This is a genomic window from Streptomyces sp. SYSU D01066-1, assembly GCF_054956795.1.
The window spans coordinates 1-17029 of the sequence record NZ_JBUDHV010000025.1 but is presented as its reverse complement, the minus strand read 5'-3'; the positions used below and the strand labels follow the sequence as shown (position 1 = coordinate 17029).

At 75.4% G+C, this 17029-nt stretch carries 12 protein-coding genes and 1 pseudogene; 3 read left to right on the top strand and 10 right to left on the bottom strand.

Annotated features, from left to right (window positions below):
* Positions 1–35: 35 nt before the first annotated feature.
* The 5 genes from ACY1JF_RS21605 to ACY1JF_RS21585 form a co-directional block, all read right to left on the bottom strand.
* The gene (locus tag ACY1JF_RS21605) at positions 36–1331 is read right to left on the bottom strand and encodes an aspartate aminotransferase family protein (RefSeq protein WP_462706830.1); all 1296 of its coding nucleotides are present in this window, start codon (positions 1329–1331) and stop codon (positions 36–38) included.
* A complete protein-coding gene (locus ACY1JF_RS21600) occupies positions 1328–2467 on the bottom strand; it encodes an SDR family oxidoreductase (RefSeq protein ID WP_462706829.1) in 1140 nt (379 codons plus the stop codon). Before ACY1JF_RS21600 ends, ACY1JF_RS21605 begins: the two co-directional genes overlap by 4 nt.
* Before the next feature lie 125 nt (positions 2468–2592).
* Positions 2593–3747, bottom strand: a complete 1155-nt coding sequence (locus ACY1JF_RS21595; protein WP_462706828.1) for an acyl-CoA dehydrogenase — start codon at positions 3745–3747, stop codon at positions 2593–2595.
* A gap of 153 nt (positions 3748–3900) precedes the next feature.
* Positions 3901–4863 (bottom strand): bifunctional lysylphosphatidylglycerol flippase/synthetase MprF, encoded by a 963-nt coding sequence (locus tag ACY1JF_RS21590; protein ID WP_462706827.1) that lies wholly within the window; start codon positions 4861–4863, stop codon positions 3901–3903.
* Positions 4847–5359, bottom strand: coding sequence for a hypothetical protein (locus ACY1JF_RS21585; protein WP_462706826.1), 513 nt, complete (start codon positions 5357–5359; stop codon positions 4847–4849). Before ACY1JF_RS21585 ends, ACY1JF_RS21590 begins: the two co-directional genes overlap by 17 nt.
* A gap of 271 nt (positions 5360–5630) precedes the next feature.
* On the opposite strand from ACY1JF_RS21585, the gene ACY1JF_RS21580 reads away from it, so the two are divergent.
* From ACY1JF_RS21580 to ACY1JF_RS21570, 3 genes are all read left to right on the top strand, one after another.
* Positions 5631–7211 carry an alkaline phosphatase D family protein gene (locus ACY1JF_RS21580; RefSeq protein ID WP_462706825.1) on the top strand — a complete coding sequence of 527 codons (1581 nt, stop codon included), beginning with the start codon at positions 5631–5633 and terminating at the stop codon, positions 7209–7211.
* 226 nt (positions 7212–7437) lie between these two features.
* Positions 7438–8727 carry an N-acetyltransferase family protein gene (locus tag ACY1JF_RS21575; protein ID WP_462706908.1) on the top strand — a complete coding sequence of 430 codons (1290 nt, stop codon included), beginning with the start codon at positions 7438–7440 and terminating at the stop codon, positions 8725–8727.
* A gap of 236 nt (positions 8728–8963) precedes the next feature.
* Complete coding sequence (locus ACY1JF_RS21570; protein ID WP_462706824.1) at positions 8964–10652, top strand: DUF885 domain-containing protein; 1689 nt, start codon at positions 8964–8966, stop codon at positions 10650–10652.
* A 330-nt stretch (positions 10653–10982) separates the two neighbouring features.
* On the opposite strand, the gene ACY1JF_RS21565 is transcribed toward ACY1JF_RS21570, so the two are convergent.
* The 5 genes and pseudogenes from ACY1JF_RS21565 to ACY1JF_RS21545 all read right to left on the bottom strand — a co-directional run.
* On the bottom strand, positions 10983–11507 hold the full coding sequence (locus ACY1JF_RS21565; RefSeq protein WP_462706907.1) for an immunity 21 family protein: 525 nt from the start codon (positions 11505–11507) through the stop codon (positions 10983–10985).
* 24 nt (positions 11508–11531) lie between these two features.
* Positions 11532–11734: pseudogene (locus ACY1JF_RS21560) on the bottom strand (rhodanese-like domain-containing protein); the annotation flags it as partial.
* Positions 11735–11861: 127 nt separating this feature from the next.
* Positions 11862–14852, bottom strand: a complete 2991-nt coding sequence (locus tag ACY1JF_RS21555; RefSeq protein WP_462706823.1) for an AAA family ATPase — start codon at positions 14850–14852, stop codon at positions 11862–11864.
* A complete protein-coding gene (locus ACY1JF_RS21550) occupies positions 14849–16012 on the bottom strand; it encodes an exonuclease SbcCD subunit D (protein ID WP_462706822.1) in 1164 nt (387 codons plus the stop codon). The genes ACY1JF_RS21555 and ACY1JF_RS21550 overlap by 4 nt, the downstream gene beginning before the upstream one ends.
* Before the next feature lie 151 nt (positions 16013–16163).
* On the bottom strand, positions 16164–17029 hold an 866-nt coding region (locus tag ACY1JF_RS21545; protein ID WP_462706821.1), incomplete at its 5' end, for a hypothetical protein.

Here is a 17029-nt window from a genome sequence, read left to right as displayed (position 1 = left end):
GTCCTTCCCGTCTTTCCGGACTGCTTCGGTGGTGGTCAGCCGGCCATGCGGGCGGCGGTGCTGCCGAGGGCGTCGGCGAAGGTGGTGAGGAACAGGTCGAGCGCGGTGTCGTCCACCACGGCGGGCGGGGTCAGGCGCAGTACCCGGGTGGAGTTGAGGGAGTGGTTGACGAGCACGCCGCGGGCGATCATCTCCAGCAGGAGTTCGCCGACCGCCTGTTCCCGGACGAACTCGATGCCGATCAGCAGGCCCCGGCCGCGCACCTCGCGCACCAGGCCGTCCTGGTAGGGCGCGCACACCTCGCGCACGCCGGCCAGCAGGCGTGCGCCGAGGGCGCCCGCGCGGGCCACGGTGCGCTCCTCCTCCATCGCGGTCACGGTGGCGAGCGCGGCGGCGCAGGCGATCGGCGAGGCGCCGAAGGTGGAGGTGTGCAGATAGGGGTCGCGGCTGAACGGGCCGTACGCCTCGGCGGTGGCGACCATCGCGGCGACGGGGACGACGCCGCCGCTGAGGCCCTTGCCGGCCAGCATGATGTCCGGGCGGACGTCCTCGGCGTCGACGCCCCACCAGGTGCCCAGCCGGCCCATGCCGGTCTGGATCTCGTCGACGACGAGCAGCGCGCCGTAGGTCCGGCACAGTTCCGCGACACGGGTGAGGTAGCCGGGGCGCGGGATGCGGACGCCGCCCTCGCCCTGGACGGGTTCGACGATGACGCAGGCGGTGTCGCGGCGGGCGGCCAGGGCCTGTTCGAGGTCGGCGGCGTCGTCGTAGGCGACCTGGGTGACGTCGGGCAGCAGGGGCTGGAACGGGGACTGGTAGGTGTCGTTGGCGGTGACGCTGAGGGCGCCGAGGGTCTTGCCGTGGAAGCCCCTGCGGGTGGTGACGAGCGAGGTGCGCCCGTGGGCGCGGGCCAGCTTGAGCGCGGCTTCGGTGGCCTCGGCGCCGGAGTTGACGAAGTGGACGTGGTCGAGTCCGGGCGGGGTGTGGGCGGCGAGGGCGCGGGCGGCCCGGGCGGCGACGGGTTCCAGGAAGACCCGGCTGGCCAGCGGATGGGTGTCGATCTGCCGGTGGACGGCCTCGACGACGGCGGGGTGGCGGTGGCCGAGCAGGAAGACGCCGTAGCCGCCGAAGTTCAGGAAGCGGCGGCCGTCGTCGGCGTGGATCCAGGGGCCCTCGGAGCGGATCTCGGCCATGCCGCCCATGACCCGGCCCATGACGGCGCGGCCGGAGCCGATGTGTTTGAGGTACAGGGCGACCACGTCCTCGTCGGCGTCCTCGTGCGCGAGGGCGGGCGTGGGCGCGGTGCCGGGCACTGGGGACGATACGGTCATGAGGCCACCTCCGTGGGGGTCTGCGCGGCGGGGCGGCGCCGCGGGGCGGGCCGGTCCTCGGACCAGCTCTCCAGGTTGCGGACGAGTGCGGTGCGGATGTCGGCGCGGGTGGGGCGGGTGCCGCAGTGGGGTGCGCCGAGGGAACTGTCGAGGGGCAGCCCGCTCTGGAAGACCAGCAGGAGTTCCGCGTAGTACCGGAAGCGCTGGCGGACCGCGCCGGAGAGCGAGGTGCCCTCCAGCATCGGCAGCAGCAGCCGGTGCACCGCCTCGACCGGGATCAGCCGGGGGCGCGGCGGCCGGGGCAGCCCGACGCGGACGGCGAAGTCGCCGCAGATGTCGGCGATCTCCCGCAGTTCGACCGCCTCCTTGCCAGCGGTGAGCCAGTACTCGCCGCCGACGCCGCCGCGGACGAGGCCGCCGATGGCGCGGGAGACGTAGTCCTGCGGGACCATGTCGATCCGTGCCTCGGGGGCGCCGGGCAGCACGGGCACCTGGCCGAGGACCATCGCGCCGATCGTCTTGGTCAGGCCCTGCTGTCCGGCGATCCGGCCGGTGGCGGAGTCGCCCATCACGACCGAGGGGCGGACGATGGTGCCGGGTACGCCGGAGTCGCGCGCCATCTGTTCGGCGCGGGCCTTGGAGTCGAGGTAGGCGGCGGCGCCCGGGAAGCGCTCCCGGTCTTCGTCGGACGGCGTGTTGGCGACGAACGCGGTGCTCACCAGGTGGAGCGGTGCGTCGGCGCGGGCGGCGAGGTCGAGCACGGCGTCCGTGCCGAGGGTGTTGGTGCGGGCGATCTCCTCGGGCGGGACGTGCCAGTTGGTGGCGGCGGCCGAGTGGACCACGACGTCGACGCGGAGGGCGAGTTCGTACCAGGCGCGGGGGGTGAGGCCCAGGCGCGGGGCGAGCAGGTCGCCCTCGATCTCGCGGACCCGGGGGTCGCCCAGGGGGCGGGTGCGGCGCAGGCAGAGCAGGTCGTGGTCGGGGGCGAGTTCGTCGATCAGCGCCCGGCCGAGCACGCCGGAGCCGCCGGTGAGCAGCAGGGTGGGGCGGGCTGTGGGGGCGGAGCGGGGGGCGGGCGGAGCGGGGGTGGGGCCGGGGACGGGCAGAGCGGGGGGGCGCGAGAGGTCTCGCGGCATGGTCGGCTCCAAGGTCGGTCGTCTCGGGCTCGGGGGCGGAGGTCTGCCGGCCGGCGGGGGCGGAGGCGTGCGGTGTGCCTGGCCGGAGGCGGGACGGACCTCGCACGCGGCCGGTCCTGTGCCGGTCAGGCGATCGTCAGCGGCCGGTCCGCGAGGTACGCGGCGAACGGGCCGGTCATCCGGGTGCGGGACGGCGGGTGCAGGGACAGGCCGTTGGCGCTGGCGGCCAGGTGGCCCACCTCGTCGGAGGTCATGAAGTTGAGGCCGCCGAGCAGTTCGACCGCGCGCGGGACGATCCGGCCGAGGGCGTCCTGGACGCCGTAGCGGGTGCAGAGCGCCTGGGCGAGCGCGGACTCGCCGAGGTCTCCTGAGTCCACCCGGCGGGCGATGCCCTCGGCGGTGGCCGCGGCGGCCTCGGTCTCCACGTACAGGCGGACCCGTTCCTGCTCCGGGACGCGGTCGTTGAGCAGCACCCTCTCCACCAGGGCGCTGGCCACGCCCAGGTAACTGCCGGTCATCAGCACCTGGAACCAGATGAGCCCCGCGGTCTGGAGCCGGTCCAGACGGCCGCCGGAAGCGGCGGTGCCGGTGCGCAGGACGAGGTCCGGTGGGACGAGGACGTCGGTGAGGGTGACCTGTTCGCTCTCGGCGCCGGCCAGGAAGGCGCTGGACCAGAAGCCGCTGACGGACAGTCCCTCGCTCCCGGCGGGCACCAGCGCGACGGCGAGTTCGTCGCCCTGCCCGTCCTCGCGCGGGACGAGGACGCCGGCGGTGAGGACGTCCATCGAGCGGGCCAGGCTGCACGGGCGTTTGACACCGTTGATCCGGACGCCGTCCCCGGTGACCTCCGCGGTCATCGACGGGTCCAGGATGCCGCTGCCGCCGCGGCCCTCGGCGAACCCGGAGGCGACGATCCGGTTGCCGGCCGCGACGCCCTCGACGAGCATCCGCTCCGGTCCGGTGCCGAGGTCGCAGGGGCCGCCGGGGCCGCCGAGGCCGACCAGTGTGGCCACGGAGAAGTGGTGCATGGTGGTGGCCACGGCCAGCGAGGGTGAGCGGCTGCCGACGGCCCGCTGGACGCGCAGGGCGTCCAGCGCGGTGGCGCCCCGCCCCTGGTGGCACTCCGGGACCAGCAGGCCGGGGCCACCGCTGTCCCGGAACAGCCGGATGCCCGGACTGCCGGGCCGCTCCAGCTCCATCAGCGGTGTCTCGCGCAGCGCCGGGTCGAGGTCCGGGAGCAGTTTGTCGAGGGTGGCGCGTTCACGTTCTAGGAATCGCATGGAAGTGCGGTCCTCCAGCATCGTTCCGGGGTCGTTCCGTGATCGTTCCGGAGTCCTTCCGGGGCCGGGGCCTCCGGTGTCCCTCCGGGCCGGGGCCTCCGGTGTCCCTCCGGGCCGGGGCCTCCGGTGTCCCTCCGGGACCGGGAGCGCGGCTCAGACGGCGTTGGTGGCGCGCAGCAGCTGCCAGACCGCGCCGGGGCGGGGCCGGCCGAGGAAGGCGATGTACTCCGGGAGGACCTCGTGCGGGGCCCACTTCTGCTTGTACTCCAGCTGGGAGGCGGCCGGGTAGACGGCTTCGCCGTGCTTCGCCAGCCAGTGCGCGAAGCGGGTGAACAGGCGGCTGGCGCCCGGCAGTTCGTGCCGCGGGGCCAGTCCGGTGAACGGGGTGAACCCGAAGTGGAGCCAGCCGGCGCCCTCGGCGACCAGCCGTTCCATGACGGTGGCGTTGAGCGCCTCCATCACCCCGGGCGGCGCGTCCGGCCGCCGTCTGCTGAGGTCGTGCAGCCAGCCGGGGCGGCTGCCGTAGACCGGGGAGTAGTTGATGTAGCCGACCGCCTCGCCGTCGATCCGGCCGGTGAAGAGCCGGCGGTGGCGCTGCAGGCCGCCCGTGCGCTGGCCGACCAGGAACCGCAGTTCCTTCACACGCCGGCCCTTGCGCCGCAGCCAGGTCCCGTCGATCAGGTCCAGCTCGGCGCAGTCGTCGCCGGCGCGGACCTCGACGACCTCCAGGCCCGCGCGCCGGGCCCGGGAGATCTTGTTCCGCAGCCGTACGAACCGCGAGCCGCGCAGGGTGAAGCGGGACAGGTCGACGGCGTAGGAGGCCCCGATCTGGTTGACCGTGAAGCCGTGCGCCGCGTACAGCTCGGCGTCCGCCCGCTGCAGCTGGACGGCGACCAGGCGGCGTCCGGCGTGCGCCACGAAGGCGTCCAGCAGCCGGCCCCGGTGCTCCCTCGCCGCGAACGGCCCGCCGAACTGGAGGACGTAACGCCCCGAGGTCCGATAGGCGCAGGCGCCGTCGAACCGGTCGTCGCGGAAATACTCATTACCGCTGTTGAGGGCGAGAAAGGAACTCGGGTTGTCGCTGTGCGCGGCGAGGGTGTCAAGCACGGACGGCATGCGTGCCCTCCACGGACGAGGGGTCGGACGTGGGTTCGGAGGGGTGGCCGGGGAACACCGGGGAGTACCGCTTCTCGAATTCCGCGAAATCCGGGTCGGCGGCCGGTTCGAAGGCGACCCCGAAAGGCTTCAGCGAGTTCCCGAAGAGGGCGCGGTCGCCCATCAGGTGGACCGGCAGGGCGAGCAGCGCCCACTCGGGCCGGACCAACAGCGCCCAGGCCCCGGCGATGACCCCCGCGGTGACCAGGCTGTGCATCGTGTTGTAGGCGACGTAGTAGCCGCGTGCGATCCGCCGGTCGGGGCTGCGCCGGCAGGCGATCGCCCCGGGCAGGTAGCCGATCACGTCGATCACCGCGAACAGCAGCACGAACACGCCCCACCTGATGTCCGTGCGGTGCTGGAAGGCGAGGACCAGCGAGACTGCCAGAAAGGCCAGCCATTCGAGTCGGGAGAGGGCGAAGGTGGTTCTCGTCTCGAACCGGTTCTTGGCGTCCACGGGCGCTCCAGGATTGCGCGTAGCCGGCGCGTACGGATTTCGGGGCCCGGCATCGGCCTGCCCCCTCGGTGCGGTCGGTCACTTCTGTTTACGCCTCGGCGGCCTCAACCCCTCATATGGACAAAGCGACTTGGGCCGCGGGGCCGGTGCGCGCGCGGCGGTTGTTCACTTGGGGTTCGTGTGCGCGCCTCCGCACCCCAGTAGGTGTGGCGTGCCGACCGGCCGGTGCCCGCCGGCCGGCCCACGTCCCCTTCGCCTGGAGGCCGCATCCATGTCACACCGTCCGCTTCCCGGCCGTCGCAGCGTGCTGCGCGGTTCCCTCGCCGCCTCGGCGGCGCTCGCCCTGCCCACCGCCCTCGGCGCGGCACCGGCCTTCGCCCGCTCCGGGCGGCCGGGCGCCGGCTGGGGCGTGCAGGCGGGAGACGTGACCGCGCACTCGGGCCTGGTCTGGGTACGGTCCGACCGGCCGGCCCGCATGATCGTGGAGACGTCCGCGACCGAGTCCTTCCGCAACCCGCGCAGGTGGCGGGGTCCGCTGCTGGGGCCGGGCACCGACTTCACCGGCACCACCCGGCTGAGCGGGCTGCCCGCCGGTGAGCAGATCCACTACCGGGTGCTGCTGGCCGACCCGGACGACCCGCGCCGCACCGGCGAGCCGGTCACCGGCACCTTCCGGACCGCCTCCGACAGCCGCCGCGACGGGGTGCGCTTCGTGTGGTCCGGCGACCAGGCGGGGCAGGGCTGGGGCATCAACCCGGACATCGGCGGCTACCGCATCTACGACGCCATGGGCGAGCTGGACCCCGACTTCTTCCTGTGCAGCGGCGACAACATCTACGCCGACGGACCCATAGCCTCCACGCAGGCCCTGCCCGACGGCAGCGCCTACCGGAACATCACCACCGAGGAGAAGTCCAAGGTGGCCGAGACGCTGAACGAGTTCCGCGGCGCCTTCCGCTACAACCTGCTCGACGACAACCTGCGGCGGTTCAACGCCCAGGTCCCGTCGATCATCCAGTGGGACGACCACGAGGTGCGCAACAACTGGTACCCGGGCCAGGTCATCACGGACAGCAGGTACACGGTCCAGGACGCGGACGTGCTGGCCGCGCGGGCGCGGCGCGCGTTCTCCGAGTACTTCCCGATCTCCACCCTGGAGCCGGGCGCCCGCGAGGGCCGCGTCCACCGGGTGCTGCGCCAGGGCCCGCTCCTGGACGTGTTCGTCCTGGACATGCGGACCTACCGCAACGCCAACTCCCCCGACGACCAGACCACCGACCCGCAGGGCATCCTGGGCCGCGAGCAGCTGGAGTGGCTCAAGCGGGAGCTGTCCCGCTCGCGCGCGGTGTGGAAGGTGATCGCGGCCGACATGCCGATCGGCCTGGTGGTGCCCGACGCCACCGAGGGCGAGGCCAACTTCGAGGCGATCGCGCAGGGCGACCCGGGCGCTCCGCTCGGCCGTGAGCTGCAGATCGCGGAGCTGCTGCGGTTCATCAAGCACCGGCGGATCACCGGCACGGTGTGGCTGACGGCCGACGTGCACCACACCTCCGCGCAGCACTACCAGCCGTCGAAGGCCGCGTTCACCGACTTCGAGCCGTTCTGGGAGTTCGTCTCCGGGCCGCTGAACGCGGGCGCGTTCCCGGCCAGCGCGCTGGACGGCACCTTCGGCCCGGAGCGGGTCTTCGTGAAGGCGCCGACCGCCTCGAACGTCTCGCCCGCCGAGGGCTACCAGTTCTTCGGCGAGGTCGACATCGACGGCGACAGCGCCGAGATGACGGTCCGGCTGCGGGAGCAGGACGGCACCGTGCTGTTCACCAAGGTGCTCCAGCCGGGACGGGTGGGCCAGTAGCCGCCGCGGCTCCCGTACGCCGCGGGGGTGTCGCGCGCTGGGGCCGTCCCCCGGTGCGCGACCCCGGCGGGCGGGGAAGGGGGCTGGGGGCTGGGGCTGGGGGCTGGGAAGGGGTGGCGGGAAGGCGGCCCGCGAAAACAGGTCAAAAGCACTCTTTACCCATCGGACACAAGGCGTTCGTGATCACGCAACACCGTTCCTTCACAGTGATCGCATGAGTCGAGACATGTCCCGTGCGGCACACCACACCGAGCAGAACCCTCCCGCGCCCCGCCGGAAAACGGTGGCGGGCCTGTGGACACGCTGGACACGACGTCACGGTCACGCACCGCCGGCGGACGATACCGGCGCCCGGCCGTCGTCGGGCGCCGCCGCCGGCACCGCGTCCGGGGCCGAGGACAGCGCGCTGTGGCGGATGCGGACCACGGTGCGGGACGAGCCGGGCTCGCTGGCCGCGCTCTGCACCGCCCTCGCCGGCCTGCGGGTGGACATCCTCAGCCTCCAGACGCACCCGCTGGCCGACGGCACGGTGGACGAGTTCCTGCTGCGCGCGCCGGGTCCGCTGACCGCGTCCGACCTGAACGGGGCGGTGTCGGCCGCGGGCGGCAGCGCCACCTGGTGCGAGCGCGCCGACGCCCACGACCTGGTCGACGCCCCGACCCGGGTCCTGGGCCTGGCCACCCGTACCGCCGTGGACTCCGCCGAGCTCCCTCTCGCGCTGCGGCAGTTGCTGGGACGCTGCACGATCCGCTCGCTGCCCGCCCCGGCGGCCGACGCCGGACACGGTCCCGGGGACGTCCCGGTGGAGGGCGTCCTGGAGGAGACCGTGATGCGGCTGCGCGCCCCCGAGGGCGGCCTGATCAGCGTCGAGCGGCCGTACCTGCCGTTCACCCCGACGGAGTTCGCCCGCGCCCGGGCCCTGGTCGAGCTGGACGCCCGGCTCGGCCCCCGGGTGCCGCGCGGCCAGGACGTACTGACGCTGCCCGAGGGCGGCCTGACGCTGTCCGGGAGCGGGGACGTCACCGTCGGCCGCGCCGACACCGGAGACCTGGAAGCGGCGAAGGCGATGCACGACCGGTGCTCCGCCCGCACGCTCGCACTGCGCTACCACGGACCGGTCCGCGACGCGGACCGCTACCTCAACCACCTCCTCAGCCCCCGCTACGGCCGCACCCTCGCCGTGCGCACCGCCTCCGGCCGCGTCGTGGGCCTCGGCCACCTGCTGTGGGACGGCGACGAGACCGAGGTCGCCCTGCTCGTCGAGGACGCCTGGCAGCGCCGGGGCATCGGAGCCGAGCTCCTGGGCCGGCTCGTGACGATGGCCGCCGAGGCCGGCTGCGAGAGCGTCTACGCCGTGACGCAGGCGTCCAACACCGGCATGGTCGCCACCATGCGCGGCCTGGGCCTGCCCCTCGACTACCAGATCGAGGAGGGCACCCTGGTCATCACGGCCCGCCTGGACCCGGCGGCGGTGGCGGCGCTGCGGCCGCACGGGGAGCGGATCGGGCGGCGGTAGCGCGAGCGCGAGCCGCGGCCGGCCGTGAGGGACGGCGGACGCGGCCACCACTCGCGGGAGCGCGAGCGCGAGCCGCGGCCGGCCGTGAGGGACGGCGGACGCGGCCACCGCTCGCGGCCCGGCGGCCACCGGTGCCGCCGCGGTGCGCGCTCCCGCTCCCGCGGCGCGGGGTCCTCCGGCGCCCCGGCCGGTGCATCGGGCTGACGCGGCACCGGCATCCGTACGAGGATGTCCGCATGTCAGAGACCAAGAGCCCGCTGCCCCGCGAGGTCGCCGACGCCTACGTCGACGAGCTCATCGCCCTCGACCCGGTCACCGGTACGTACCTGGGCGTACCGGAGAGCTCCGGCCGCCTGCCCGACCTCTCGCCCGCGGGGCAGGAGGCCCTCGCCGCACTGGCGCGGGCCACGCTCGCCCGGCTCGACGAGGCGGAGCGACGGCCCGGCGGGGACAGTGACGTGGAACGTCGCTGCGCCCGGCTGCTGCGCGAGCGGCTGACCGCCGAACTGGCCGTGCACGAGGCCGACGAGGGGCTGCGCTCGGTCGGCAACATGGGCACGCCCGCGCACAGCGTGCGGGAGGTGTTCACCGTGACGCCGGCGCGGACCGAGGAGGACTGGGCGCGGATCGCCGAGCGGCTGCGCGCGGTGCCTCAGGCGCTGGCCGGCTACCGGGCCTCCCTCGCCCTGGGCCTGGAGCGCAAGCTGTTCGCGGCGCCGCGGCCGACCGCCACCTTTGTCGAACAGCTCGGCGAGTGGGCGGACACCGGGGCGGGCCGGGGCTGGTTCGAGGACTTCGCGTCCGCCGGGCCCGAGGCGCTGCGCGCGGAGCTGGACGAGGCGGCCCGGGGCGCGACCGCGACCGTGGTGGAGCTGCGGGACTGGATGCGCGACGTGTACGCGCCGGCCGTCGACGGCGCCCCGGACACGGTGGGCCGCGAACGCTACGCGCGCTGGTCGCGCTACTACAACGGCACCGACCTGGACCTGGACGAGGCGTACGCGTACGGCTGGGCCGAGTACCACCGGCTGCTGGGCGAGATGAGGCGGGAGGCGGAGAAGATCCTGCCGGGTGCCGCGACGCCGTGGGTGGCGCTGGCCCACCTCGACGAGCACGGCCGGCACATCGAGGGCGTCGACGAGGTCCGCGACTGGCTGCAGGACCTGATGGACCGGGCGATCGAGGCGCTGGACGGCACCCACTTCGAACTCGCCGAGCGGGTACGGAAGGTGGAGTCGCGCATCGCCCCGCCGGGCAGCGCGGCGGCGCCGTACTACACCGAGCCGTCGCTGGACTTCTCCCGGCCGGGCCGCACCTGGCTGCCGACGATGGGACAGACCCGCTTCCCGGTGTACGACCTGGTCTCCACCTGGTACCACGAGGGTGTTCCTGGTCACCATCTCCAGCTCGCGCAGTGGGCGCACGTGGCGGGCGACCTCTCCCGCTACCAGGCGTCGGTGGGCATGGTCAGCGCCAACGCCGAGGGCTGGGCGCTGTACGCGGAGCGGCTGATGGACGAACTGGGCTTCCTCACCGACGCCGAGATGCGCCTCGGTTACCTGGACGCGCAGATGATGCGGGCGGCCCGGGTCATCGTCGACATCGGCATGCACCTGGAGCTGGGGATCCCCGCGGACTCGCCGTTCCACCCGGGCGAGCGGTGGACGCCGGAGCTGGCGCAGGAGTTCTTCGGGGCGCACAGCAGCCGGCCGGCGGACTACGTGGAGAGCGAGCTGACCCGGTACCTGTCGATCCCGGGCCAGGCGATCGGTTACAAGCTCGGGGAGCGGGCCTGGCTGCTGGGCCGGGAGAAGGCCCGTGCCCGGCACGGCGACGCCTTCGACCTGAAGGCGTGGCACATGGCCGCGCTGTCGCAGGGCTCGCTGGGCCTGGACGACCTGGTGGACGAGCTGGCCCGGCTGTAGGGCCGGCCGGCTCGGGAGACCGCCCGCCGCGGCGCGGACGGGGGTGAGCGCCTCCGCGGTCCGGTCGGCGTCCCGGGGGCGACGGTGTCGTGCGGCCCGCGGCGGTGCGGACAGACGCTCGCCCCGTACGCGGCGGGCCGCCGCGTGGCCGGTGCCGGCGCGGCGGGCCGCTCCGGTGACGAGCGCGGGCCGGCCACGCGGCCACAGGGGGACGCGGCGGAGCTCTCCGGGTCCGGAGGGGTGGCGTCCGGGGCGTGGCCGGCCAGGGTGGCGGGGCCGCGCGGGCCGCCGTACCCGGTCGTCCCGCGGGCCGCCGCGCCGGTGATCCGGTCAGTCCGTCAGCGGGCGCAGCCGCACCAGCCCGAGCCAGGTCTCCGGGCCGGGCCGGGTGTGGGCCGTGCGGACGGTGCAGCGGCCGGGTTCCAGGGGGACGCGGACGTGGTCGGTGCCCTCGCAGGCGCCGCCCGGCCAGGCGGCGTCGAACAGCACCACCGGGCCGGGGACCCGCCAGACCGTCTCGGGGCCCCACTCGGCGGTGCGGAGCGCGGCGGGCACGCTCGCCAGGAGTTCGCGTTCGTCGTCGCCCGCGCACCAGCGGACGAAGGTGTGGTGCTCGGGCAGGAACGCGGTCGCGGCGGGCTCGTCGCCGAGGACCAGCGCCGCCGCGTCACCGACCGGGAGGAGCCCGGCCTGTCCGTCGACCTCGCAGGCCCGGTCGTAGTCGGAGGCGGTCTCCTCGCCGTCGGCGCCGGTCCAGAACGGCAGGACCGTCTCCGGTACCGCTATGAGCGGTCCGCCGCCCGACTCGACCCAGTCCGCCGTCCCCGCCGTGCCCGGCTCCGCGTATCGCACCATGCGGCGGAACCTACACGTCCCTCGACAGCCGCAGCCGGCCGCGCCGGTGGGAACGGTCAGCCCGTCCGCGGCCCGGCGTCCGGTGCCCTGCCAGGTCCCGTACGCGAGCCCTCCCGCACTCAGTGCTCGAAGCCGCCGAGCATCTCCTTGACCCGGTAGCCGAGTTCGGCGAGGACGAGGGCGCGGCGGGTGGCGCCGTCGCAGCCGGGACCCCGGATCAAGGTCACCGCCCGTTCGACGCGGCACCTGGGGGAGGTGTCCGGGCGGACCGGCGCGTTCGGCTCGGTCACGACCGGCGTCGTCCGCTCCTCGCCCCTCCCCCGCCGCCCGGAGGGCCGCTGACCGCGCCGCCCGTCAGCCGTCCCGCTGCCGCAGTACGGACCCCGTCCGCCCCTTGACGACCTCCAGCTGGGCGTGGACGCGCCGTCTGAGGTCGGCGACATGGCTGACGATGCCGACGCTGCGGTCCCTCTCGCGCAGCGAGTCCAGCACGTCCAGGACCTCGTCGAGGGTCTGGTCGTCGAGGCTGCCGAAGCCCTCGTCGATGAAGAGGGTGTCGAGGCGGACCCCGCCGGTCTCGTCGGTGACGACGTCGGCGAGGCCGAGCGCGAGGGCGAGGGAGGCGAAGAAGGTCTCGCCGCCCGACAGTGTCGCCGTGTCCCGCTCCCGGCCGGTCCAGGCGTCGACGACGTGCAGTCCGAGGCCGCTGCGGCCGCGTCCGGCGCGGTCGTCGGAGTGGACGAGGGTGTAGCGCCCGCAGGACATGCGCCGCAGCCGTACGGTCGCGGCGGCGGCGACCTGCTCCAGGCGGGCCGCCAGGACGTACGCCTCCAGGCGCATCCGGCGTCCGTTGTCCGCGGAGGTGCCCGCGGTCAGGGCGGAGAGCCGGGCGACCCGCTCGTACTCCTCGCGCAGCGGGGCCAGCCGGCGGGCGGCGGCGGTGGCCCGGGCGGACAGCCGGTCCAGTTCGGCACAGCGCCGGGCGGCGGCGTCCCGCGCGGAGGCCGCCTCGCGCAGCCGCCGGGCCGCCGCCTCGGCCGCCGCCTCGGCCGCCGTGACGTCGGCGGGCGGCAGGTGCGCGGCGGCGGCCGTGTCCGCCTCGGCGAGCACCGCCCGTACGGCGGCCTCCTCGGACTGCCACGCGTCGAGCCGCCGTTGCAGTTCCCGGTGGGCGGCGTCGTCCAGCAGCGCGCCGGCCGCGGCGGCCGGGGTGTCGAACCCGGCGCGGAAGGCCGCGTCGGCGAGGCGGGCGTCGGCGTCCTTCAGCCGCTGCGCCGCGTCCTCGGCCTCCCGGGCGGCGTCGGCGGCGTCGGTGAGGAGGGCGGCCCGCCGCTCCCACTGCGCGGCGCGCGCGGCCACGCTGCCGGCGGTGCCCCGGGCCCCGGCGACCTCCTCCTCCAGTACCGTCCGTTCGCGCTCCAGCCGCTCTCGCCGGCCGACCCGGGCGGCCGCGCGGACGGCGGCCTCGCGCTGCGCGGTGATCCGCTGCTCGCGCTCCTCCTCCGCGCGGCGCAGTTCCTCCTGCGCGGCGTGCAGCGCGGAGGCGGCGGCCCGGGCCCGCGCGTACTCCCGTTCGATCGCGTCGGCCTCCTCGGCCAGCCGCCCGGCGGGGGCGTCGCCCGCCTCGGCGGTGGCGGCGGCGAGCGCTTCCCGTACGGTGCCCAGGTGCCGTACGGTCTCCGCGTGTTCCTCCTCGGCCCGCCGGCAGGCGGCCAGGGCGCGCTCCTCCGCGGCCCGGTCGACGTGTCCGGCGTCCTTGCGGGCGGGGGCGGGGTGCTCGGTGGCGCCGCAGACGGCGCAGGGCTCGCCGTCGGCGAGGTGGGCGGCGAGTTCGGCGGCGATGCCGTCCAGGCGCTGTTCCTTCAGGCCGAGCCAGTGGGCGCGGGCCTCGGCGGCGCGTTCGGCCGAGGCGAGGGCGGCGTGCCGGGCGGCGTCGGTGTCGCCGGTGAGCTGGTCGCGCCGCCGGGCGGCGCGCAGCCGGCGCCGGGCGGGTTCGCGCCGCTCGGCGAGCTGTTCGGCGCGGGCGGCGGCCTCCTGGGCGGACTCGACGGCCGCCCGCAGTGTCTCGCGGGTGCCGTCCCAGTCCGCGAGCCAGCTCTCCGCCTCCGCGAGGAGGTCGTCGTCGGCTCGCTCGTCGCGGTCCAGCTCCGCGCGTTCGGCGGCCAGCGAGTCCAGCCGCCGCTCGGCGCGGCGGGCCGACTCCAACCGGCCCAGTTCCTCGGCGGCGCGGCGGGCGGCGGCGGCCAGCCCGGCCGCGCCGGACTCGGTGTGGGTGTCCGGCAGCAGAGCACGCGCGCGCACCTCCGCCTGCCGCGCCCGCCGGTGCTCGGCCTCGGCGGCGTCCCGCAGCTCCAGGGCGGGTGCCACCGCCCCGGCCTTGCGGGCCCGCTCCATCCGGGCCCGCGCCTCGCGGTGCGCGTCGGCCCGCTCGGCCAGCCGCGCCGCCCGCGCCCGCGCCTCGGCGAACCGGCGCTGCAGCCGGTCGCGTTCGCGTACCTCGGCGAGCTCCCGTGCGGCGGCGGCCTGGGCGGACTCGGCGGCGGTGAGGCGGCAGCGGGCGACGGCCAGCTGTTCCCTGGCGGCGCTGCGGGCGACGGCGGCGGCGCCGAGCACGGCCTCGGCCAGCCCCGGCTCCCCCGGTGCCGCCTCGGGCAGCTCCATGGCGTCGCCGGCGGCCTGCTGCATACGGTGGGCGTCGGCGAGCAGCGCGCCGTCCCCGTCGCGCACCCGGGCCTCGGTGGCGCGGCGCCGCTCGGCGAGGCGCTTCTCGACCTCGGCGAACCGCTGGGTGTCGAAGAGGCGGCCCAGCAGCTTGCCGCGCGCCTCGGCGTCGGCGCGCAGGAACCGCGCGAAGTCGCCCTGGGGCAACAGCACGACCTGGCAGAACTGCTCCCGGCTCATGCCGAGCAGCTGCGTGATCTCCTCACCGATCTCCTGGTGGGAGCGGCTGAGGTCCTTCCAGGCGCCGGCCGCCGCGTCGTACTCCCGCAGCCAGGTCTGCGCCTTGTCGACGGTGGTCCCGGCGCCGCGCTTCTTGGGCCGCTCCCAGGGGGGCTGCCGGGTGATCTCCAGGCGGCGGCCGGCGACGGTGAGGTCGAGGCGGACCTCGGTGCGGGTGCCGGCGGCGGCGTGGTCGCTGCGCAGGCCGATGCCCTGGCCGCTCTGCCGGGCGCCCGGGACCGAGCCGTACAGGGCGTAGCACACGGCGTCCAGGACGGAGGTCTTGCCGGCGCCGGTGGGTCCGTGCAGCAGGAACAGTCCGGCCGCGGACAGCGCGTCGAAGTCGACGCTCTGCGCGGTGCCGAAGGGTCCGAACGCGGTGATGTCCAGCCGGTGCAGCCTCACCGCGCCACCTCCCCCGCGGCCGCGTCCGCGCGGACGGCGTCGAACGCGTCCCGCAGGACGGCCCGTTCGCGGACGTCGGGTCCGGCGCCGCGCACATGGGCGACGAAGTCCTCGGCGATCTCCTGGTCGTCGCGCCCGGCCAGCCGTCGCGCGTAGGAGACGTCGGGGTCGTCCGGTGGCCGTTCGGGGTCGAAGACGAGGTTGAGGGTGTGCGGGAAGCGTGCGGTGAGCCGGGCCATGGGGTCGGCGGGGCGGACCGGGTCGGTGAGCGTGGCCTCGACCCACGCCTCCTCGTGCTCGGTCAGTCCCGGATCGGCGAGCAGCTCCTCCAGGGTGCCGCGCAGCCGGGCCAGCGGACGCGGCACCGGGCAGTCGAGCCGCTCGGCGCTGACCGCTCCGTCCGCGTCCAGGTCCACCAGCCACATGCTCTTGCGGTGCGCCGCCTCCGAGAAGGAGTACGGCAGCGGGGAGCCGGAGTAGCGGACACGCTCGGTGAGGGTCTGGCAGCCGTGGAGGTGGCCGAGCGCCACGTAGTCGACGCCGTCGAAGACGCCGGCGGGCACGGCGGCGACGCCGCCGACGGTGATGTCCCGTTCGCTGTCGCTCTGGGTGCCGCCGGTGACGAAGGCGTGCGCGAGGACGACGGACCGGGTGCCGGGCGGCCGGCCCGCGAGATCGGCGCGGACCCGGTCCATGGCGGCGGCGAGCACGGCCTCGTGCCCGGCCCGCTCGACCCCGAACTCGTCCTTCACCAGGGCCGGTTCGAGATAAGGGAGTCCGTAGAGGGCCACCGGCCCGGCGGCGTCCTCCAGCAGTACCGGGGTAGCGCACCGGGCCGGGTCGGTCCGCAGGTGGATGCCGGCCCGGCCGATCAGCCCCGCGCCCACGCCCAGGCGCCGGGCGGAGTCGTGGTTGCCGGAGATCATCACCGTGGGGACGCCGAGGGCGGCGAGGCGGTGCAGGGCGTCGTCGAACAGCTCGACCGCGGCGAGCGGCGGCACCGCCCGGTCGTACACGTCCCCCGACACGGCCACGGCGTCCACGCCGCGCTCACGCACGGTGTCGACGAGGTGACCGATGAAGGCGGCCTGGGCGCCGAGCATGTTCACCCGGTGGAACGCCCGGCCCAGGTGCCAGTCGGACGTGTGCAGCAATCTCATGAAATGACCCTGATCGGCATATTTCTCGTGGTAACGGCCCAAAAAGCAGCGCGAGTCGGCACGGGAGTCCCGCACCGACGCTCACCACGCTAATGCCTGCCGGCACCTCGTTCGCCACAGACCTCACATGGACCGGCACGCCCGGCAGCGCTCAGTGCTGCGTCTTCGACGCCCAGATCGGTGCCCCGCCCGAATAGATCACCAGGTTGCCGTCGGCCTGGAGACGCAGGACCGCGCCGGCGTGGCCGTGGGTCTTGCTCGCCCACACCGGGCGGCTGTCGGACGTGTAGACGACCAGGTTGCCGTCCGCCTGGAAGACCGCCTGGTAGTTGTCGCCGAAGGTCATCGTGGCCCAGCGGGCCTTGTCGTTCTCGTCGTAGACCACGAGGTTGCCGTCGGTCTGCATGCGAAGCCGCGTCCTGTTCGCCTCGATGGACTCGCCGGCCCGCAGCACCCGGGTCGCCGTGACCGTGATGTCGGCCGGGAGGGACGGTTCCTTCGCCTTCTTCGTCGCCTTCTTCGTCGCCTCGGGGGTGGCCTCGGCAGTGACCTTCTTCGTCGCGGCCGGCTTCTTCGTCGCGGCCGGCTTCTTCGTCGCCGACGCGGAGGGGGAAGGGGCGGCGGGCGGGGCCGCCACCTGGGCCTGCTCCCTCGCCACCGCCTTGCGCGTCGCGGGCTTCTGGGACCCAGCCGGCTTCGACGGGGACGCGCTCGACGACGCGTACGCCCCCGCGCCCTCCCGCGACGGCTCCGCGCCGCCCAGCACCGTGCCCGCCCCCTCGGCGACGGTCGTCCCGTGCCGCTCGGGCGTGCCGTCGCGGTTCACCAGCAGGACCGGCACGGCCATCAGCGCCGCCCCGAGCAGGGCGGCGCCCGCCAGCAGGGGACGGCCCGGGCGGCCCGCGGGTGCCGGGGCCGCGGCGCCGGGGGCCGGGTCCTCAGGTGCCGAAGCCGCCAGGGCGTCGGCGGCCGGCTCCGCCCCGGCGGCCGGCTCCGCCCCGGCGGCCGGCTCCGCCC